The organism is Ruegeria atlantica, from assembly GCF_013032455.1.
In the GTDB taxonomy this organism is placed as follows: Bacteria; Pseudomonadota; Alphaproteobacteria; order Rhodobacterales; family Rhodobacteraceae; genus Ruegeria; species Ruegeria atlantica_B.
Genome location: NZ_WQCF01000010.1, coordinates 24,369 through 44,071, shown reverse-complemented (window position 1 = coordinate 44,071; position 19,703 = coordinate 24,369). Strand labels below are relative to the sequence as shown.

Here is a 19,703-nt window from a genome sequence, read left to right as displayed (position 1 = left end):
CGGTACACCGCCTTTTTTTTGTGCTTCAGTTGCCGAAAATATTATTCAGCAAATTATTGATGGCGTTCTCGAACCCGCCCTGACGTCGGCGCTGCCTTTGCGGCTGGGCGGTCCGTTGCGGCGGATCAGGTGCCAGCATCGGCAGCGGCGTCGGAGTCATCCCTTCGGTCACACGCAGCATGGTTTCCTTCCAGATTTCGGCGGGCAGGCCACCACCGGTCACTCCGGACAGAGGTGTGTTGTCGTCATAGCCCATCCAGACACCGGCAACATAATCCGCAGTAAACCCGATAAACCACGCATCACGCGCCGCCTGAGTCGTGCCGGTCTTACCCGCCACCTGCCATCCCGGCAACTGAGCCCGTCCACCAGTACCCTCGGACACCACGCGCTCCATCATCCAGGTCAGTTGCTTGGCCGCCTTGTCGTTGATCACCCGCTCGCCAATACCCGTGGTCGTCACCATCAGAGGGGCATCATCGCCCAGAAGCTTCAGCTCGGTCAGACCATAAGGCTCCACCGCCGAGCCACCGTTCAGGATACCCGCATAGGCCCCGGTCATCTCGATCAGTGTGCTTTCCGAAGCGCCAAGCGCCAGCGCTGGGCCTTCGGCCAGATCGCTTTCGATGCCAAACTCACTTGCCACAGTGCGGACATTGTCCAGCCCGGCGACCTCGGCCACTTTCACCGCTGGGATGTTCAGCGAATTCTTCAGCGCATCTGCCAGCGTGACCCGGCCATAATACTTATTGGTATAGTTCTTGGGGCACCACTGCCCGGATCCGGGGATATTGATGCAATAGGGTTCGTCCATCACCGTATCCAGCGGCGAATACCCCAGTTCCAGCGCCGTCGCATATACGAACGGCTTGAAGGACGACCCGGTCTGACGCAGCGCCTGTGTGGCCCGGTTAAACGCGCCCGATACCCGCGTCTTGCGACCGCCGACCATGGCCCGCACGGCACCATCGGCTGACATCACGACAATCGCGGCCTGCGCCTTAGAGCCTTCGCGCACCTTTTCCTGAAAAATGTATTTCAGCGCCTCTTCTGCCGATTTCTGAAGGCGCTGGTCCAATGTGGTACGGATCACCACATCATCGGTGGTGTCGGAGCCGAAAAAGCTGGGCAGTTCGGTGATGACCCAATCGGCGAAATATCCCCCGGCCCGGGCGGCCGCGGCCTCGGACAGCTGCGCCGGGTTGCCGCGCGCCTTGCTGGCCTGCGAGGCTGTCAGATAGCCCTGCGCCTCCATCAGCCCGATGACCAGCCGCGCCCGATCCTGCGACCGTTGCAGGTTGTTCGTCGGCGCATATCGTGTCGGTGCCACCAGAAGACCGGCCAGCATAGCCGCCTGAGACGGGTTCACCTCGGCTGCGGAAATGCCAAAATACCGTTGGCTCGCAGCCTCAAAGCCGCGCGCACCCGCACCCAGGAAGGCCCGGTTCAGATAGATGGTTAGAATCTCGTCCTTGGAGTATTTCACCTCCATCGCCATCGCGTAGACCGCCTCTTTGGCCTTGCGCCAAAGCGAGCCTTGACGGCAATCGGATTCATAGGCGGCCTCGGAGTCCCATTCGCTGGGCACATAAGGAACCCCCAGACACAGCAGCTTGGCCGTCTGCTGGGTAATGGTCGAGCCTCCGTGACCGGACAGCGGCCCGCGCCCTTCGCTCAGGTTAATACGCACGGCGCTGGCGACACCACGGGGGCTGACACCGAAATGGCGGTAGAACCGCTTATCCTCGGTGGCAACGACAGCATTCTTGAGATGGGGTGAGACTGTGTCCGCGGTAATTACACCACCGAACTGATCTCCGCGCCAAGCGAACACTTTGCCATCGCGGTCCAACAAGGTGACCGAACCACGCGCACGGCCATCCAACAGGGCATCAACATCGGGCAGCGTGGTGTAGACAACCCCGACCGCCAAAGCGAGCAGTATGCCGACGACCGCACCCACACGCCATGTGATGCGCCAAATCAAACGCCAGATCCAATGGAACAGGCGGCGAAAAAACCCACCCCCGTTGCCACCAGATTTCTTACGGGTCTTCTTCCGCGTCGTCTTGCGAGTCGTCGTTTTACGCGCGGCCGCCTTCTTACCCGCGGGTTTCGCCGTACGTTTTGTCGTCTTGGGTTTGCGCCCTTTCGACGGGTATCTTTTATCCGCAACTAGAGGTGTCTTGCGGCGCCTGGACTCAGTCATGCTCAAACTCTGCCCGGTTTTCGTTTTGACGCACCATACCCTGTCGTGCGTGTGAAGTAGAGGTATGATTTTCCCGTATGCGGCCTCTCCGCATTGCTCAATTTTTAATCGAATACGTTAATTTGTGCAAAAATTGTGCACCTCGGCCCTGTTTACCCCAACATTCGACCCTGTGAATCGTTCCTTACTGACCTCAGGCACGCTTTTTTCTGCATGTGCAAAATACCGGCCATGCCGAAGCAGAAGAGGGGAAAGACGTGAAACTGATCATTGCGACTATCAAGCCGTTCAAGCTTGAGGAGGTGCGCGAAGCACTGACCGACGCAGGCATACGCGGCATGATGGTGACCGAAATTAAGGGCTTTGGCTCGCAGTCGGGTCACACCGAGATTTATCGCGGCGCCGAGTACGCCGTTAACTTCGTACCCAAGATCAAACTGGAAATCGTGGTGCCAGCCGCGATGGCCGACCAGATCGTCGAAACCATCACCACAACTGCCAAAACCGGAAAGATCGGCGACGGCAAGATTTTCGTCCTCGACGTCGAGCAGGCCATGCGCGTGCGGACCGGGGAAACCAACGAAGAGGCGCTCTAAGCGCCGCCACTCACTAGCATTCGAGGAAGACACATGAACCTGATGAAATCCCTCATCCCTGCTGCCGCGATCGTCGCGTTGCCGCAGATGGGCCTTGCACAAGAGGCCGCTGGCGGCGAGACCGCGCAGCACACGCAATTTATCCTGACTTCACTGCTTTTCCTGGTCGGTGGCTTTCTGGTGTTCTGGATGGCCGCTGGCTTTGCCATGCTTGAAGCTGGCTTGGTGCGGTCCAAGAACGTGGCCATGCAGCTGGTCAAGAACATGGGCCTGTTTTCCTTTGCAGCCATCATGTACTGGCTGGTTGGCTACGGGCTGATGTACCCCGGTGACGGCTGGATGATCGGTGGCGTTCTGGGCGCTATCTCGCCCGCATCGCTAGAGGCTGTCGGGCTGGACGGTGTGAATGCCGATCTGTCCTATGCCTCGGTCGGATCGGATTTTTTCTTTCAGTTGATGTTCTGCGCCACCACCGCCTCTATCGTGTCGGGTACCATGGCCGAGCGTGTCAAACTGTGGCCATTCTTCCTGTTCGTGATCGTCCTGACCGGTATCATCTACCCGATCGAGGCGTCCTGGCAGTGGGGCGGCGGTTGGCTGTCCGAGATGGGATTCAGCGATTTTGCTGGTTCGACTCTGGTCCACGCCGCAGGTGGTTTCGCAGCGCTGGCCGGTGCCATCGTGCTGGGTCCGCGGATCGGCAAGTACAACAAAGACGGCAAAGTGGTTCCGATCCCCGGTTCGAATCTGGCGCTGGCGACCTTGGGTACATTCATCCTGTGGCTGGGCTGGTTCGGCTTCAACGGTGGCTCGCAACTGGCCATGGGCACGATCGGTGACATTGCCGACATCAGCCGCATCTTTGCCAACACCAACATGGCTGCAGCCGCCGGTGCCGTTGCCGCACTGATCCTGACGCAGCTGATGTTCGGCAAGGTCGACCTGACCATGGTCCTGAACGGCGCACTGGCCGGACTGGTGTCGATCACCGCCGAACCTCTGGCGCCGTCTCTGTTCCAGTCGCTGATCATCGGTGCTGTAGGTGGTGTGATCGTGGTCTTCGCTGTTCCAATGCTGGACCGCATGAAGATCGACGACGTTGTTGGCGCGATCCCGGTTCACCTGATCGCCGGTTTCTGGGGCACATTCATTGTCGCATGGACCAACAGTGACGCATCTTTTGTGACCCAGATCATCGGCTTTGCAGCCATCGGTGCCTTTGTCTTCGTGGTCAGCTATGTGCTGTTCTCGGTCATCAAAGCCACCACCGGCCTACGTGTCGGCGAAGAAGAAGAGATCAACGGTCTCGACATGGGCGAACTGGGCATGGAAGCCTACCCAGAGTTTTCGAAGGGCTAAGCCGCAACCCATCCAACAAAAAAACCCGGGCGTTTGCGCCCGGGTTTTCTTTTGTTCACTGATTGGTTCAGACACCGACGTCGACAATTGCCTTCGCCAGAATCGGAACAGTGGTCGCGTTCAGACCGGCGATGTTCAGGCGGCTGTCACCGACCATGTAAATGCCGTGATCAGCGCGCAGCTTTTCGACCAGTTCGGGCGCAGCACCCAGACGCGAGAACATGCCACGATGCTGTGCCACAAAGCCAAACCGATCCGAGCCGGTCAAGCGCTGCAATTCATCGGCCAGTTGCTGACGCAGACCCAGCATGGACAGGCGCACCTCTTCCAGTTCAGCGGCCCAATCAGCGCGCAGCGCGTCGTCAGTCAAGATCGTGGTCACAACCCGCGCACCGTGATCCGGCGGGAACGAGTAGTTCTGGCGGTTCAGAAACGCCAGCGTGGCTTGGTTCAGAGCAGTCTGTCCGGCGTCGGCGCTGATAGCCATCAGCAGGCCGGTACGCTCGCGGTAGACTCCGAAATTCTTGGAACAGGACGCCGCGATCAGGCATTCCTTGACGGATGAGGCCACCAGACGCGCACCCTGCGCGTCCTCTTCCAGGCCGTCGCCAAAGCCTTGATAGGCAATGTCGATCATCGCCACGAGGCCTTGCGCGTTAATCAGGTCCACGACCTCCTGCCACTGTACCATATTCAGGTTGGCACCGGTCGGGTTGTGACAGCAGCCATGCAGCAGAACCACGTCGCCCGCCTTGGCGGTTTTTAGATCCTCGACCATACCGTCAAAATCGACGCCACGGGTCTCGCCATCGAAGTAACGATACTGGACCGTCTCCATCCCCAGATAGTTCAGGATCGACAAGTGGTTCGGCCAAGTCGGATTCGACACGAACACGCGCGCCGAGGGGTTGGCCATGCGGATCATCTCAAACGCCTGGCGGCAGGCACCGGTGCCGCCCGGAGTCGCCACGGCGGCAATGTTTCCCCGTGCCACGGAGGTACCCAGGATCAGGCTGATCATGGCGTCCGAATATGCCGGATCACCCGCCAGACCTGTATAGGCCTTGCTTTCCTGTTCTTCCCAAATGCGCTGTTCGGCGGCTTTTACCGCGCGCATCACCGGGGTCACGCCCTCGGCATTCTTATAGACACCGACACCCAGATCGATCTTTTGATCGCGCGGATCGTCGCGGTACATTTGCATCAGCGCCAGAATCTTGTCGGCGGGCTGCGGTTTGAGATGTTCGAACATCAGTTCTCTCCGGTTGCGACGGGCAGGGTCGGGAAGGCACCCCATTCGGCCCAGGAGCCGTCATAAAGCGAATGATCTTTCTTGCCCATGCGCTCAAGCGCAAGGCTGAGGATTGCGGCTGTCACACCCGACCCGCAAGAGGTGATGGCGGGTTTTGAAAGGTCCACACCTGCGGCCTCGAACACAGCACGGCAGTCGTCGGGCGATTTCATGGTACCGTTCTTGTTCAGCAGTTCACCAAAAGGCACGTTGCGCGATCCCGGAATACGGCCCGAGCGCAGCCCTTCACGCGGTTCCGGCTCGGTTCCGACAAAGCGACCGGCAGAACGGGCATCGATGATCTCATGATCAGCCAGCTTGGCGGCGGCTGCGACCTGTGTCACATCCCGCACCAAATGGTTCTGCACGCGCACCGTCATGTGGCGGTCGCGGATGACAGGGGGCAGATCTTCGATCTCTCGACCCTCGGCCTGCCACTTTGGTAGCCCACCATCCAGAACGCCGATGTTTTCCTGCCCCATCAGGCGGAACAGCCACCAGACACGCGCGGCGGACATCAGCCCGGCACCATCATAGACCACAACCTGATGACCGTCTCCTACGCCCATTGCCCGCATCCGCGACATGAACTTTTCAACCGGAGGCGCCATATGTGGCAGATCCGAGCGCAGGTCGGAAATTTCATCAATATCGAAAAAGCGCGCGCCCGGAATGTGCGCCGCGTCATATTCCGCCTTGGCGTCCCGCCCCTGTTGCGGCAGATACCAGGACCCATCCAGAATTCGCAGGTCCGGATCCTTGATATGAGCTGCAAGCCATTCGGTTGAAACGAGGGTTTTCGGATCGTCCTTCATCAAAGCCTCCCCAAAGCGCTTGATCTGTCCCTATACGTGCGGACATGCGGGTTCAAGACTGGAAGGGGTCTTACGGGGCTATCGCGTGCTTCTCAGTCGGAAAAACTGGACGATCCCGATCAAGCTGATCAAAATCCAGAACCCCTCGATCAGCATCGAGGCCAGATTGAAATTCTGCAGCAGCGAGTAAACAATCAGAACCGACCCGGCGAGGTTTAGCACCGGAAAGGCCAGGTCCTCGGAATTCATCATCCGCATCTGAGTAGCGAAATAGGCGGCTACAACAATCAGAGCCCCGAAAGACCCGATGGCATCGGCCAGTGTCAAATTATTGAGAAACGCGGCCATGGTCTCAGCCAATCGCGGCCAGCGCATCAAGCTGTGCATAATGATGCATGTTCAGAAACGCCGCGCCTTTTTCGCCCGCGCGGTAGCCATGCGGCAGGTCCGCCGCAAACCTCAGTCCCTGCCCAGCCTGCAGCGGCACCCATTCGCCATCCCGTAGAATCTCGAGCGAGCCGTTCAGAACAAAGACCTCCTCGGTCACGCCGGTGGCATGGGCAGCGGATTCGTGGCTCTGGTTCGGCGCAAGATCGACGTGGAAGGTTTCGGCCCTCAGGGCGGGATCAAAGGGAAAGACGATCTTGACCTCGATGCTGCCGGGAAAGGTCACGGTGCGGAACACGTCCGGCGTAGCAGTGTCGCGCAGCGCCGCCGATCCGATCAGCGCACTGAGCGGCAGCTGGAATCCTTTGGCAATCTTCCACAGCGTCGCGATGGTCGGGCTGGATTCACCACGCTCGATCTGGCCCAGCATGGCTTTGCTGACGCCGGTCATTTCAGCAACCTTGGACAGGCTCAGCCCTGCAGCCGCGCGTACATCCCGTAGTTTCAGCGTTATGTCTTCCGGTGCCATATCAATCGTCTTTCGAATCCTCTTGTGCGTTATAGCGCACATGTGGTACGTGCGCTATAACGTACGCATCCCGAATATCGCAACCGGGGCAAAAGGGAAACAGCATCATGCCAATGTACCGATCCAGAACCTCCACCCATGGCCGCAACATGGCCGGTGCCCGTGGCCTGTGGCGCGCCACCGGCATGACTGAGAGCGACTTCGGCAAGCCGATCATCGCTATCGTCAACTCTTTCACCCAGTTCGTCCCCGGCCATGTGCACCTGAAGGACTTGGGCCAGATGGTCGCGCGCGAAGTCGAAGCCGCAGGCGGCGTTGCCAAAGAGTTCAACACCATCGCGGTGGATGACGGCATCGCCATGGGCCATGACGGGATGCTGTATTCGCTGCCCTCGCGCGAGGTGATCGCGGATTCGGTGGAATACATGGTCAACGCCCACTGCGCCGACGCGATGGTCTGCATCTCGAACTGCGACAAGATCACCCCCGGCATGCTGATGGCTGCGATGCGTCTGAACATTCCGGCCATCTTTGTCTCGGGCGGGCCGATGGAGGCCGGCAAGATCGACATCACCGATCTGGACGTCAAGAAGATCGACCTTGTGGATGCGATGGTTGCAGCGGCAGATGACAAGTACACCGACGAACAGGTGCAGCATATCGAGGAAAACGCCTGCCCCACTTGTGGATCGTGCTCGGGCATGTTCACCGCCAACTCGATGAACTGTCTGGCCGAGGCACTGGGTCTGGCACTGCCGGGCAACGGTTCGACGCTGGCCACCCACGCGGATCGCAAAGAGCTGTTCCTTGAAGCCGGTCGCCGGATCGTCGAGATCACCAAACGCCACTATGATCTGAACGAAAAGGGTTTCCTGCCCCGCGAGATCGCCACCTTCGAAGCCTTCGAGAACGCGATGAGCCTCGACATCGCCATGGGCGGCTCGACCAACACCGTTCTGCACCTTCTGGCCATCGCGCATGAGGGCGAGGTGCATTTCACCATGGCGGATATGGACCGGCTCAGCCGCAAAGTGCCTTGTCTGTGCAAAGTCGCGCCAAACACCGAAAACGTGCATATGGAGGACGTCCACCGTGCTGGCGGCATCTTCTCGATCCTCGGTGAACTCAGCCGCGCCGGGTTGCTGCATGACGATTGCGGCACGGTACACTCCGGCACCATGGGCGAGGCAATCGCCAACTGGGACATCAAGGTCGCCAACAACCCCAAGGCGCAGGAGCTGTTCAAGGCCGCCCCGGGTGGCGTGCGCACCACGCAGGCGTTCAGCCAGTCGAACCGATACAAGGAATTGGACATCGACCGTGAAGGCGGCGTGATCCGCTCCAAGGAACACGCGTTCAGCCAGGACGGCGGTTTGGCGGTTCTGTTTGGCAACATCGCTCGTGACGGCTGCATCGTGAAAACTGCAGGTGTGGATGCCAATAGCCTGACCTTCGCCGGTTCGGCCTATGTCTGCGAAAGCCAGGATCAAGCCGTAAACGACATTCTGACCGGCAAGGTCAAAGAGGGCGACGTGGTGGTAATCCGCTACGAAGGCCCGCGTGGCGGCCCGGGCATGCAGGAAATGCTGTACCCCACCTCGTATCTGAAATCCAAAGGGCTAGGTAAGGCCTGTGCGCTGCTGACCGACGGCCGTTTCTCGGGTGGCACCTCGGGCCTGTCGATCGGCCACGTTTCACCAGAGGCCGCCGAGGGTGGCGAGATCGGTTTGGTGCGTCAGGGCGACAAGATCGAGATCGACATCCCCAACCGCTCCATCCATCTTGCCGTGTCCGACGAAGAACTGGCAGCGCGTCGCGAGGAGCAGGACGAAAAAGGTTGGGCACCAGCCGAACCGCGCAAACGCAAGGTGTCCACGGCGCTCAAGGCCTATGCCAAGCTGACCACCAGCGCGGCAAAAGGGGCTGTGCGTCAGGTCTAACCTGTCGAGGTAGGCAGGTTCCAAAGCCTACCTTTCCAAATCAGAAAACGCTCCCGCGTCCGAAACACACCATCGGTTTCGCCGATACTATGTTTGAACTTGAGCCCGGCGCCGCGCATTGCGCGGCGCCGGGCCCAACCAGAGGAGATATCTCGTCAGAGACATTGACGATGGGCGGGAGTATCTGCCTTGCGGATCAGTCACCCAACTTGGCGTGAACTTCGTCCAGATCAATTTCGCCAATCGGCATCTTGTTTGCAGGATTTTCGAAATCGTACCGGAACAGATCAAAATCCTGTTTGTAAATTTCATACACCAAATGCATCGACAGATCGTCGAAGTAATCCTCAACCGGATGCGCGCGCTTGGGGCCATGGCCTTCGGACTCGTTGAACCGAGGAATCTCTGACAGGTTCACGGCATGCGGTGTGTCCAGATTGTCCAATACACCCTGCATCCCATCATTGAATTGTTCGGTCCAAAAGATGCGGTCATACCGCCCACCATTCACGATGAAGGTGGACACGTGGCCTGACATTGCCGACCAGTGAATGTCGGGGTCCATCGGCCTGCGCCACCGGATCGTGTCCCGGGAGAATAACAGGAACCGACGGAAACTGGCGATCTGGTCAAAGTCGCTTTTGCCGTCATCTCCGCCTACTTCGATCCCATAATTGTAGATCAGTGTCGGCACCAGGTTACCACGATAACGCTTACCGTTACGCTGAATGCCGCAGATTTTGTCAAAAAACGAACTCAGAATCCGGGTGTAGGGATTGCGCACGCAGGTGAAGGAATAAGAGCTGTGGTTACGCACATTTTCCGAAATCGGGTCTTGGCTGTCGCCAAAGGCCCATTTGTGCATCCCATTCTGAGCATCGTGGATATCGCCATCATAGAATTGCCCGTGATCGGAAAAATACATGATTTGCCCAATGGTCGAACAGGCGCATTTCGGCACGACACGGTAAACCATGCTTTCACTTTCGGTCATCCATGTGCCGGGAAAACCCATATGCTGCGCCTCCTTAACGGATCAGAACTCAATAAACACAATCGCTTTTGCACACACAGAACCAAAAATATTCTGTTTATTCAATCGCTCATCCTCAGTATCACGTTTGGAATCAGGCAGAAACGGATGTCGAAGAAACATAATGGCAAAAATTGCCTATATTCTATTGTGCCATAAAGATCCTGACGCGATCATCGCGCAGGCCGAGCAATTGACCGCCGCAGGCGACTGTATGGCAATTCACTTTGATGCGCGCGCCAATGCAGAGGCTTATGACCGCATTCGCGCCGCTCTGAAAGACAATCCCAATGTGGCATTTGCGGCCAAACGTATCAAATGCGGATGGGGCGGATGGTCTCTGGTACAGGCAACGCTGAACGCCCAGAAGGCCGCCGTGGACGCATTTCCACGAGCCACACATTTCTACATGCTGTCTGGCGACTGTATGGCCATCAAGACAGCCGAATACGCCCATTGGTTTCTGGACCAGAACGACAAGGATTTCGTCGAAAGCCACGATTTCTTTGCCAGCAACTGGATCAAGACCGGGATGAAAGAAGATCGGTTGATCTATCGTCATTTCTTCAACGAACGCACCCAGAGCAAACTGTTCTATGCCTCATACGACCTGCAGAAACGCTTTGGCCTGACACGAGACATACCAAAGGATATTCAGGTCATGATCGGCAGTCAGTGGTGGTGCCTGCGCCGCCGCACGGTCGAGATGATCCTCGACTTCCTACAACAGCGCCCCGATGTGAAACGCTTTTTCTCGACCACATGGATCCCCGACGAAACGTTCTTTCAAACCCTTGTCCGGCACCTGATCCCGAAGCTTGAGATCGAGAACCGCACGCCTACTTTCCTGATGTTTTCGGATTACGGGATGCCGGTCACGTTCTACAACGATCACTACGACATGCTACTGGGGCAGGATTATCTGTTTGCCCGCAAAATCAGCCCCGAAGCGCATGAGTTGAAAGAACGTCTGGGCAAACTCTATGCCAGTGAAGGGGTCGAGTTTAAAATCTCGAACGAGGGTCGCAATCTTTATGGTTTCCTGACCGGGCGCGGGCGTGTCGGTCGCCGCTTTGGGCAACGGTTCTGGGAAGCGGGCAATACACTTGGTCCCGAACGCGAGATTTTCATCATTGCCTGTAAGAAATGGCACGTCGCCAAGCGATTGGTCGATCAGATCGTGTCCGAAACCGATATTCCCTGTGTCGAATACCTGTTCAACGAAGAAGAAACCCCGCTGCCCGATCTCGGTGGGATTGAGACGACTCTGCTTAAACGGTCTCGTCACCGGCGCGCGGTGGTGCGGATGTTGTTCGATCATTTCCGGACAGACAGGTTGGTGATCTGCGTGGATCCCGCCAATCTGGATATCATTCAGGATTTCTGCTCGGACCAAGCCAAGGCCCATGTGCTGGAGATCGACTGCGAGTATTCCGATGACTACCTGATCGGCCACGCGCGCCGGGTTGGACTGGCCGGTGAGAACAGCCCGACAGATACCGTTGCGCGGCTTGTACCCGCCCTGCGCAACTCACTGGCTTACGAATCCGAACTGATCCGGGGGGCCGGGCTCGACGGGTATCTGCGTATCCGGGAAGGCAACTCCAAGGCTGAGAACGAAATCGTCATTTCCGAATTTCTTGGCGTCTCACCCGACACTGCACAGGTCGTCATGCAACTGGACTACCTGTTTGCGGACTGATCCGGCGGCACCATCGGGCGCCGCCGGGTTGTTCGATCAAATGTCGAACTTCACGCCTTGGGCCAACGGCAGTTCGTCAGAGTAGTTCACCGTGTTGGTCTGCCTGCGCATATAGGCTTTCCACGCGTCCGAGCCGCTTTCGCGCCCGCCTCCGGTTTCCTTTTCACCACCAAACGCGCCACCGATTTCGGCCCCTGACGGCCCAATATTGACATTGGCGATGCCGCAATCAGATCCGGCTGCGGTCAGGAACTGCTCGGCTTCGCGCATATTCAGGGTGAATACGCAGGACGACAGGCCCTGCGGCACGTCGTTCTGAAGCTCAAGCGCATCGTCGAAATCGTCATAGCCCATGACGTAAAGGATCGGGGCAAAGGTTTCGGTTTTCACCACCGCAGTCTGGTCGGGCATCTCAACAATGGCGGGCTCCATATACACGCCTGCCGGGACGCCCTCGGTCACGCGATTACCACCAAACACGGTGCCGCCTTCGACTTTGGCGGCCTCTAGCGAAGCGGCCATTGCTGCACCCGAAGCCTCGTCTACCAGCGGGCCAACCAATGTTCCGTCAACCAGTGGATTACCGATGGGCAGACCTGCATAGGCCTTTTTCAGACGGCTCACCAATTCTTCGCGGATCGAATTGTGCACGATCAGACGGCGCAGCGTGGTGCAGCGTTGTCCAGCGGTGCCCACAGCCGAGAACACAATCGCCCGCACTGCCATTTCCAGATCCGCCGAAGGGCCAACGATCATCGCGTTGTTGCCGCCCAGTTCCAGAATGCATTTGCCGAACCGCTGCGCTACGATGGGAGCTACCGCGCGGCCCATGCGTGTCGAGCCTGTGGCCGAGATCACCGGCACATCCTCGCTGGCCACCAGCGCCTCGCCCAGCGCGGCACCTCCGATCAGGGTTTGCAACAGGTGATCGGGCGCGTCGCCAAACCGAGCCAGCGCGCGTTCGAAGATCTTTTGGCAGGCCATCGCGGTCAGTGGGGTTTTTTCGGATGGTTTCCAGATCACCGGATCGCCGCAGACCAATGCCAGCGCCGCATTCCACGACCAGACGGCGACGGGGAAATTGAAGGCCGAGATCACACCGACCGGACCTGCTGGATGCCAGGTCTCCATCATCCGGTGGCCGGGACGTTCGGAGGCGATTGTCAGGCCATAAAGCTGCCGCGACAGGCCTACGGCAAAGTCGCAGATGTCGATCATCTCCTGCACTTCGCCCAAACCTTCCGACGTGATCTTACCTGCCTCCCAGCTGACCAGCGCACCCAGATCGTCCTTGGCAGCGCGCAGTTCTTCGCCCAGCAGGCGGATCAACTCACCCCGACGCGGGGCGGGAACGGTGCGCCATGCCTTGAACGCGGCTTTCGCGTTGGCAAAGACAGTCTCCATCTCGGCGGCGGACGTCTCATGAACTTCGGCCAACACAGAACCGTCGATGGGCGAGGTCACTTTCAGGCTTCCCCCCGTCAATTCGGCCTCGGTCAGGTCCAGATTTGCGAGGGTGGTTTGTGCTGTCATAACGATGTCTTTCATAATTCAGGCCGCCTTGTTCTGTTCGGTTACGTCACCGGCGCGATAAAGCCGGCCAAATTCGGTGTTCAGGAAATCGGACAGGTTCACCTGTTCTTGCCGCACGAACCCTTTTGCGGGCAGCGCGCCGGTGCGCATCAGATCGACCACACCCAGAACACCCGCGGCGGTGGTGACCTGAATGGCGCTCCAGACCTGTCCGTTGATGGTGCGCGCAAAGCTTTTATTGATCAGCGATTTCTCACGCAGCGCACCGTCGATCATGCCCTTTGCGGTACAATAAACCAGCACAACATCCTGATCAGTACGCGGCAGCGCCGTTTCGAAGATGTCCTTCAGCAGGTCACGACGACGTTCCAGCCCCAGATCCTTGAGCAGCAGCTTCAGGATATCGCAATGGCCCGGATAGCGGATCGAGCGATAGGACACCGCCCGCGCCTTGCCCTCAAGCGTTTCCGGCAAAGTGCCCAGCCCGCCGGACGTGTTGAAGCATTCGTACTCCACGCCATCGTGGCCCAGCACCTCATAGTCTTCCAACGCCGCGGTTTTCACACGCTCACCGTTCACGATGGCATCGCACGGGTTGCAGTACTCATTGATCAGCCCGTCCGTGGACCAAGTCAGGTTGTATTTCAACGCATTGGTGGGGTAGAGCGGCAATGCCCCTACCCGCATATGCAGACTGTCCAATTCGTCGAATTCAGCCGCCAGCGATGCACCCGCAATGCCAACGAACCCCGGTGCCAGACCACATTGCGGCATATAGGCAGTATCACTGTCCTTGGCCAATTCACGCACGGCATTGGTGGCCGCAACATCTTCGGTCAGGTCAAAGTAATGCGCGCCCGCCGTCTTGGCGGCTTTGGCAATCTTCGGTGTCAGAAAGAACGGAGCCGCCGAGATCACAGCATCGAATCCAACCAGTCCCTGGGTCAGCTGCGCCTCATCCCCCACATCAATCTGCCGGGTCGCGATCCCCTGCTTGTTCAGCACAGACAACGCCGCCAGATCGCGATCAGCCACTGTAACCGAATAGTTCGACGATCCTTGTAGCAGGCTGGCGATCATCTGACCGATCTTGCCTGCGCCTATGACACAAATGTTCCAGCTCAAAACGCGCCTCCTCTTTCGTTTAAGGAAAGTATGAGGGGTGGGCTGTTCGATCTGCAGGGGTATTCTTGACGAAAACGCGGGAAGTTACGTCATTATGACGAACTATCCGTCATGTCGTCGCATTCTCTCCTTGAGGCAACCAAAGCATGTTCGACACGACGGTCATTACCCAAAATCACAAGGGACGTGGAACTCATTTAATCAAAACAAGACCATCGGTGATTTTTGCGCCCGAATACGATACGGTGCAATCAATTGGGCCAATTTGTTCGCACCAATTCCTGCGGCCGTTCGGCCCGGCCAGCGCAGAATGCCCCGTCGGGCCGGTCTTGGAAATTAGTTTGACCGAACATTGCCTGACGCCTGCAACACATTTCAGCGTTGGTTCTTTGACCAAATTAACGTTGAAGTTCAGGGGGAAACAGACGTGCCTAAAGATCCAATTGAAAACACCATTTCCTATGATCCCACCAAGGCTGACTGGGCGCTGATACACGAGATCCTACCAGCAGATGATCCTTCGAATATCCAGCCACATTTCGAGTGTTTCGAGGTGGCCGAGGATACAGTTCTGCCATCGAAAGGCATGTATGTGGTCCTCAGCGGTGTCGTTCAGTTGCGCCAAGAAGGAACAGTTTTAGCAACGGCCGATACGGGCGACTATTTCTACGAGGAACACCTTGAGATTTTCGACATTCCCGTCAGCCTCGAGGCGCTGGCCACGCCCGGAACAAAGCTGGCCTACCTTTCCAGTAACCAGTGGTTCGAAATCCCGACTAGGATTCGCGAAGGGTGCTACGCCACCCTGTTCGGCGATCTGGTCAGTGTGCATCTTCAGAACTTTCAGCAACCCATCAACTGCTGCAGCGTGACGGCGGCGGCGCTTAGCATGTCGGCGCTGGGGTTCAGCTGCGAGGTCAACGACATCTTCCGCGAATGCGCCCTGCCCACGTCTTTCGTGGTCAATGACGGCATTTCGCTGGGTGAACTTTACGACGTCGCCTGTACCTTCATCCACACGCAGGGCCTGCGCGATCGGGTACAGGTTCAGGCTTACTTCATGGATGAAGCCACGACCTCTGTCGAATTGCTGCTTGAGGCGATCGACGAATCCAACCGTCTGGGCGGGGACAACGACATTCTGGTGGCGAATTTTCAGGTTGGTGTCGCCCACGGCAATCCAACCATGCCCGGCGGTCACTTTGCCATCATCGCTAAATGTAATCCCAGCACCGGCTTGGTGCATATGATGGATGTACACCCCGAGAAATATGGCAAGCTGTGGGTCACCACGATTGATCGCCTTTGGGCTGGGATGTCGGACCGCGACGGAACCTCGATGCGGTCACGGGGCATTCTGCGGTTTTCGGCGCGCGAGGCGGTCAAGACCAACCTGCAAACGCTGCAACAGGACTGCAATTATGTGGACAGCACCCTGTATCTGGCCAAAGACCCCAAGAAACGGCGCAACCTGTTCCGACGGGCCAGCCCGAACATGAACTCGCTGGGAGTGCTGGCTGAAAGTCTTGCGATCCTTGGGGATGAACAAGTTGACGAAGACAAGCTGCTGATCGCAACGCAGGCCAATCTCACCGACGCTCTCAGCCGCGTATCCACCGCAAAGGAAATGCACAATCTTGCGCAACGGTATCTGAGCCAGACACCCCATGTGCATCTGGGCAGCACTTTCCACAGTTACGCCTTGCGACCTGACCCCGAGGAGATAACCCCCGAACGATGGTTTCGTGATCAATTGCACTTGCTGAACAGCGATGATGACTGCCACCTGATGATCAACATCGACTTTAACCGCGTGCTTGGGTTCGAAGTCATTCGTCCGCCCGAGAATGTATATCGCGAAACGGCCTTGCTGGAAGAGTTCTGGTGCCTCTGTATCGCCTACGACGAAGACTCCGATCTGGTGACCGTGGTGGACATGAGCCCCGCAACCTCGCAGGTGTGGCAGGCCCCAAGCGGGCATATCTTCCGCGGTTTGCGCGATCTGGAGAACCCCGCCATGCTGGTGATCGAGGAGCATGAGCCCCCAGAAGACCCCACCGACGTGGCCCGGATCGTCGCGACCAACCCGATTGTGCTGTTTTACGCGGATGAGGACCCGTGGTCCTACATGTTGCGCAGTATTCTGGCGAATATCGGCATCACCAGCGTCAAGTTGATCGACATCGAAGGGCACGGTGCCAATGTCATGAAGATGCGGCGGCAACTGAACGTGCTGACCGGCAAAGAAACCGCCCCCTACTTGTTTTTCCAGGGCGAATGTCTGGGCCGACGCAAAGACATTGTCGATATGATCCTTGAAGGTCGTCTGCAGGACCGTGTGCACGAGGCCGGGCTTCCCGTTTTGCTGCGTCATGAATCCCCGAGCTTGGACAAGAACATCTTTGGCTATCCCAAGGGTGGACTGACTGATGCCCCGACCGAAAAGCGCAACGTATTGCTGTGTGCCTGTGGGTCTTCAGCCGCCGATAAAGTGCCGGAACTGGTCGAACGCATCACAGCAGCTGGGCACAACGTGAAACTGATCCCATCAGTCTCAGCCGAAAAGTTCTTTCGCGATTTCGGCGCTGAACGTATCGAGAAATGCATCTCGCACAATGACTATTACCGGGACGATGATGAATGGAACTTCCGGTATATCGAATTCGGCATGCCCCTGCGCGCCTCACACCTTGCGCTGTGCGATTGGGCCGACTGCGTGATCGTTGCCCCGGTGACCTGCAACACGATGGGCAAGATCGCCAATGGGATCGCCGACAACCTGCTAACCTCGGTCTTTGTGGCGTGGCAATACCGGAACAAGCCGGTGATCCTCTGCCCCGCGTGCAACACGAATATGTGGAACAACGTCACCACCCAGAACAATGTCGAGAAACTGCGCGATCTTGGCATTGATCTGGTTGGCCCCCGCAAGGGGCGGTTGTCCAACGGCATGATGGGGATCGGTATGATGGCCACCCCGGATCAAATCATGGAGGTTCTGGACGAAGCCTTTGAAGAACTGGCCGATCAGGAACATAATATCTGCAAATGGGCGCAGGAAGCCGCTGCCTCGGACGAGTTCGCCCAATGGAGCCGCGTGTTCCAGGCCATCGATAATGGCATGGCTGGGATCGACATCGTGGATGACAGCAATGGCGACACGCTGCTGCATTACGCGGCGGGCGGCGAAGGAGAGCTGCATGAAAACGGTCAGGACCTAGGCAAGCCCGATCTTGAGGCCGCGCAAGCACTGATCGACCGGGGTATTAATGTCAACGCCACCAACGATCACGGCTTTACCAGCCTGCATGTGGCGGTGATGAACAATTCGGCCGAGATGGTGAACATCCTGCTGGGCGCCAAGGATATCGACGCCAGTTCCTGCATCCACTTCCTGCAAAGCGCCAGAGACGCCAAGGTCTCGGAAGAAATTCGGGCGATGCTTGAGGATTGGGCGAACACCCATACCCTGACCGAGATCGAGGAAGAAGACGAAGATGACCTGATCGAGGATCGTGAGAAAACCTATCTTTACTTTACCTATGGTTCGCTAAAGCGGGGTTTCCCCAATCACAACGCCCATGCCGAAGTGCTGGATGATTTTGTGGGCGAGGCTACAACCCGCCAACCGATGCCCCTGATCGTTCCGCACGAGCCCCATTGCGACAACCCCAATTGCGGATTCCTGCACCGGATGGCCACATTGGTCGACCAAAAGGGTCGCGGCACACCGGTTCGGGGTGAGGTCTATCGTGTCTCATCCACGGGAATGAAGGAACTGGACAAGCTCGAAGGCTATCACGGTCCCAACTCGCCCGAGAATGTATATGTCCGCAAGCGGATCAACGTGCTGATCGACGGCGTGAAGAAGCCAGCCTACACTTACGTGATCGCGCATCCCACCAAATATCTGGATCAGTGGGAGGAGGGTAGCTCCGGAATCGTCGCGGAATACACGTTGGACATGGCTACAGGCACACCAAAGCCGGGGTTTCAGCCGCCCACCTAATTCTGCACCTCGATCACGGTCTCATCTTCGGGATCAGCCTTGAGGCTTAGGTTATAGGCCGTGATCGCCACCATGCAGAGCAGGACAAAGGGCCAGAACGCGGCTTTTGGGATCAGATTGTCCTTATAGTGAACAAAGCGCAGCGACGGCACCGCCTCAGAGGCGAACAGGTATGTGTTCACCGACACCGCAAGCAGCAAGAAATACATCAGGAAAAAGAACGATTCCATGTAGATCACAGGCGATCCGGCAAATCCTTCGCGTAGCTGCACATGCGCCAACAGAATTACGAAGAACAGGACCGAGCAGGTGCCGATCACGCTTGAGGTGCTGAAATCATGCCGTTCGACCAGATCGGGGCGGCGGGTGACGGTCATCACCGCCCCAAACAGCAGCATCGTCACCACGATCAGCGGGATCATGTGAACGATGAAGGCATTTCCGAAATTGCGCTTGATGACAAAGTTGTAATGCAGTTCGGGCAGGTTGGTCTGGAATTCGGCGTCGCGGATGCCCAGCGTTGTACCCAAATCCGACAGCCGATAATCGAAATAGGTGTTCTCACGCTCCCACGTGCCCATGACGATGCGGTTGTCGATACCGAAAATGTCATCTGGGCCGGTGGCAGGATAGGATTTGAAATCGGGAATTAGTGCGACCGCCACTTCAAATTCTCTGGGCCAGAACCGGACCCAGACGGTTTTGTGGTCAAAGGGATAACTGGTGTAATCAAAGCTTTGGCGCAAGGTTTGCTCGAAATACCAGCCGATAAGTTCCGAGCCACCCTGATCTATGCGATAGGCCTCTTCGATCACGCCGTTCGCCGCGTCCACGGCTTCGGGCAGGATGAACCCAACCTCACCGTCGACCGGTTTGATCGCGTCATGCGCGCCGTCCTCGTAATGCTGCCAGACATAGCCGGTGACATACACGTCGCTTGCGCCGGTAAAGCTGAAGGATTTAATGAAAATACCGGTTTTCACCTGATATTCAGGCACATTGCCCAGCTTTGCCAGATAGTCATCGACCGCAGCCTGATCAGGCAGTTGCGTCGGATCCTCTTCGAAATGGTTCAACGCCACCCACAGATTGAACAACAGCACGGCGAGGATCAGCGTCACGACACCCGAAATCCACCAGACCTTCTTTTCGATGCTCATTCTGCTCCTCACCCG

At 57.6% G+C, this 19,703-nt stretch carries 14 protein-coding genes; 5 read left to right on the top strand and 9 right to left on the bottom strand.

Translation table 11 applies throughout. The features are described from left to right. Positions 1-25: 25 nt before the first annotated feature. A complete protein-coding gene (locus GOW93_RS16310) occupies positions 26-2,209 on the bottom strand; it encodes a transglycosylase domain-containing protein (RefSeq protein ID WP_170386672.1) in 2,184 nt (727 codons plus the stop codon). A 257-nt stretch (positions 2,210-2,466) separates the two neighbouring features. Here GOW93_RS16310 and GOW93_RS16305 point away from each other — a divergent pair, with 257 nt between their 5' ends. After that, positions 2,467-2,805, top strand: a complete 339-nt coding sequence (locus GOW93_RS16305) for a P-II family nitrogen regulator (protein ID WP_170386669.1) — start codon at positions 2,467-2,469, stop codon at positions 2,803-2,805. Between the two features lie 33 nt (positions 2,806-2,838). Next, positions 2,839-4,164, top strand: coding sequence for an ammonium transporter (locus GOW93_RS16300; RefSeq protein WP_170386666.1), 1,326 nt, complete (start codon positions 2,839-2,841; stop codon positions 4,162-4,164). Positions 4,165-4,231: 67 nt separating this feature from the next. Here GOW93_RS16300 and GOW93_RS16295 read toward each other — a convergent pair whose 3' ends face one another. From GOW93_RS16295 to GOW93_RS16280, 4 genes are all read right to left on the bottom strand, one after another. Next, positions 4,232-5,416, bottom strand: coding sequence for an aromatic amino acid transaminase (locus GOW93_RS16295; RefSeq protein ID WP_170386663.1), 1,185 nt, complete (start codon positions 5,414-5,416; stop codon positions 4,232-4,234). Beyond that, a complete protein-coding gene (sseA, locus tag GOW93_RS16290) occupies positions 5,416-6,270 on the bottom strand; it encodes a 3-mercaptopyruvate sulfurtransferase (protein ID WP_170386660.1) in 855 nt (284 codons plus the stop codon). Before sseA ends, GOW93_RS16295 begins: the two co-directional genes overlap by 1 nt. Before the next feature lie 78 nt (positions 6,271-6,348). Next, a complete protein-coding gene (locus GOW93_RS16285; RefSeq protein ID WP_254443634.1) occupies positions 6,349-6,645 on the bottom strand; it encodes a CBU_0592 family membrane protein in 297 nt (98 codons plus the stop codon). Beyond that, entirely contained in the window at positions 6,623-7,186 is a 564-nt protein-coding gene (locus GOW93_RS16280; RefSeq protein WP_170386657.1) for a helix-turn-helix domain-containing protein, read from the bottom strand. Before GOW93_RS16280 ends, GOW93_RS16285 begins: the two co-directional genes overlap by 23 nt. Positions 7,187-7,293: 107 nt before the next feature. On the opposite strand from GOW93_RS16280, the gene ilvD reads away from it, so the two are divergent. Further along, complete coding sequence (gene ilvD / locus GOW93_RS16275) at positions 7,294-9,126, top strand: dihydroxy-acid dehydratase (protein WP_170386654.1); 1,833 nt, start codon at positions 7,294-7,296, stop codon at positions 9,124-9,126. 196 nt (positions 9,127-9,322) lie between these two features. Here ilvD and GOW93_RS16270 read toward each other — a convergent pair whose 3' ends face one another. After that, positions 9,323-10,141 (bottom strand): sulfotransferase family protein, encoded by an 819-nt coding sequence (locus GOW93_RS16270; RefSeq protein WP_170386653.1) that lies wholly within the window; start codon positions 10,139-10,141, stop codon positions 9,323-9,325. Between the two features lie 142 nt (positions 10,142-10,283). On the opposite strand from GOW93_RS16270, the gene GOW93_RS16265 reads away from it, so the two are divergent. Then, entirely contained in the window at positions 10,284-11,861 is a 1,578-nt protein-coding gene (locus tag GOW93_RS16265; RefSeq protein WP_170386650.1) for a DUF5928 domain-containing protein, read from the top strand. Positions 11,862-11,897: 36 nt separating this feature from the next. Here GOW93_RS16265 and amaB read toward each other — a convergent pair whose 3' ends face one another. Both amaB and GOW93_RS16255 read right to left on the bottom strand, forming a co-directional pair. Next, entirely contained in the window at positions 11,898-13,394 is a 1,497-nt protein-coding gene (gene amaB / locus GOW93_RS16260; protein WP_438826199.1) for an L-piperidine-6-carboxylate dehydrogenase, read from the bottom strand. An 18-nt stretch (positions 13,395-13,412) separates the two neighbouring features. After that, a complete protein-coding gene (locus tag GOW93_RS16255) occupies positions 13,413-14,519 on the bottom strand; it encodes a saccharopine dehydrogenase family protein (protein ID WP_170386645.1) in 1,107 nt (368 codons plus the stop codon). A gap of 427 nt (positions 14,520-14,946) precedes the next feature. On the opposite strand from GOW93_RS16255, the gene GOW93_RS16250 reads away from it, so the two are divergent. Beyond that, positions 14,947-18,528: a flavoprotein gene (locus GOW93_RS16250; protein ID WP_170386642.1), complete on the top strand. Its 3,582-nt coding sequence runs from the start codon at positions 14,947-14,949 to the stop codon at positions 18,526-18,528. Here the strand turns inward: GOW93_RS16250 and GOW93_RS16245 are convergent. Beyond that, positions 18,525-19,688 carry a hypothetical protein gene (locus tag GOW93_RS16245; RefSeq protein WP_170386639.1) on the bottom strand — a complete coding sequence of 388 codons (1,164 nt, stop codon included), beginning with the start codon at positions 19,686-19,688 and terminating at the stop codon, positions 18,525-18,527. The genes GOW93_RS16250 and GOW93_RS16245 overlap by 4 nt on opposite strands. Positions 19,689-19,703: the final 15 nt, after the last annotated feature.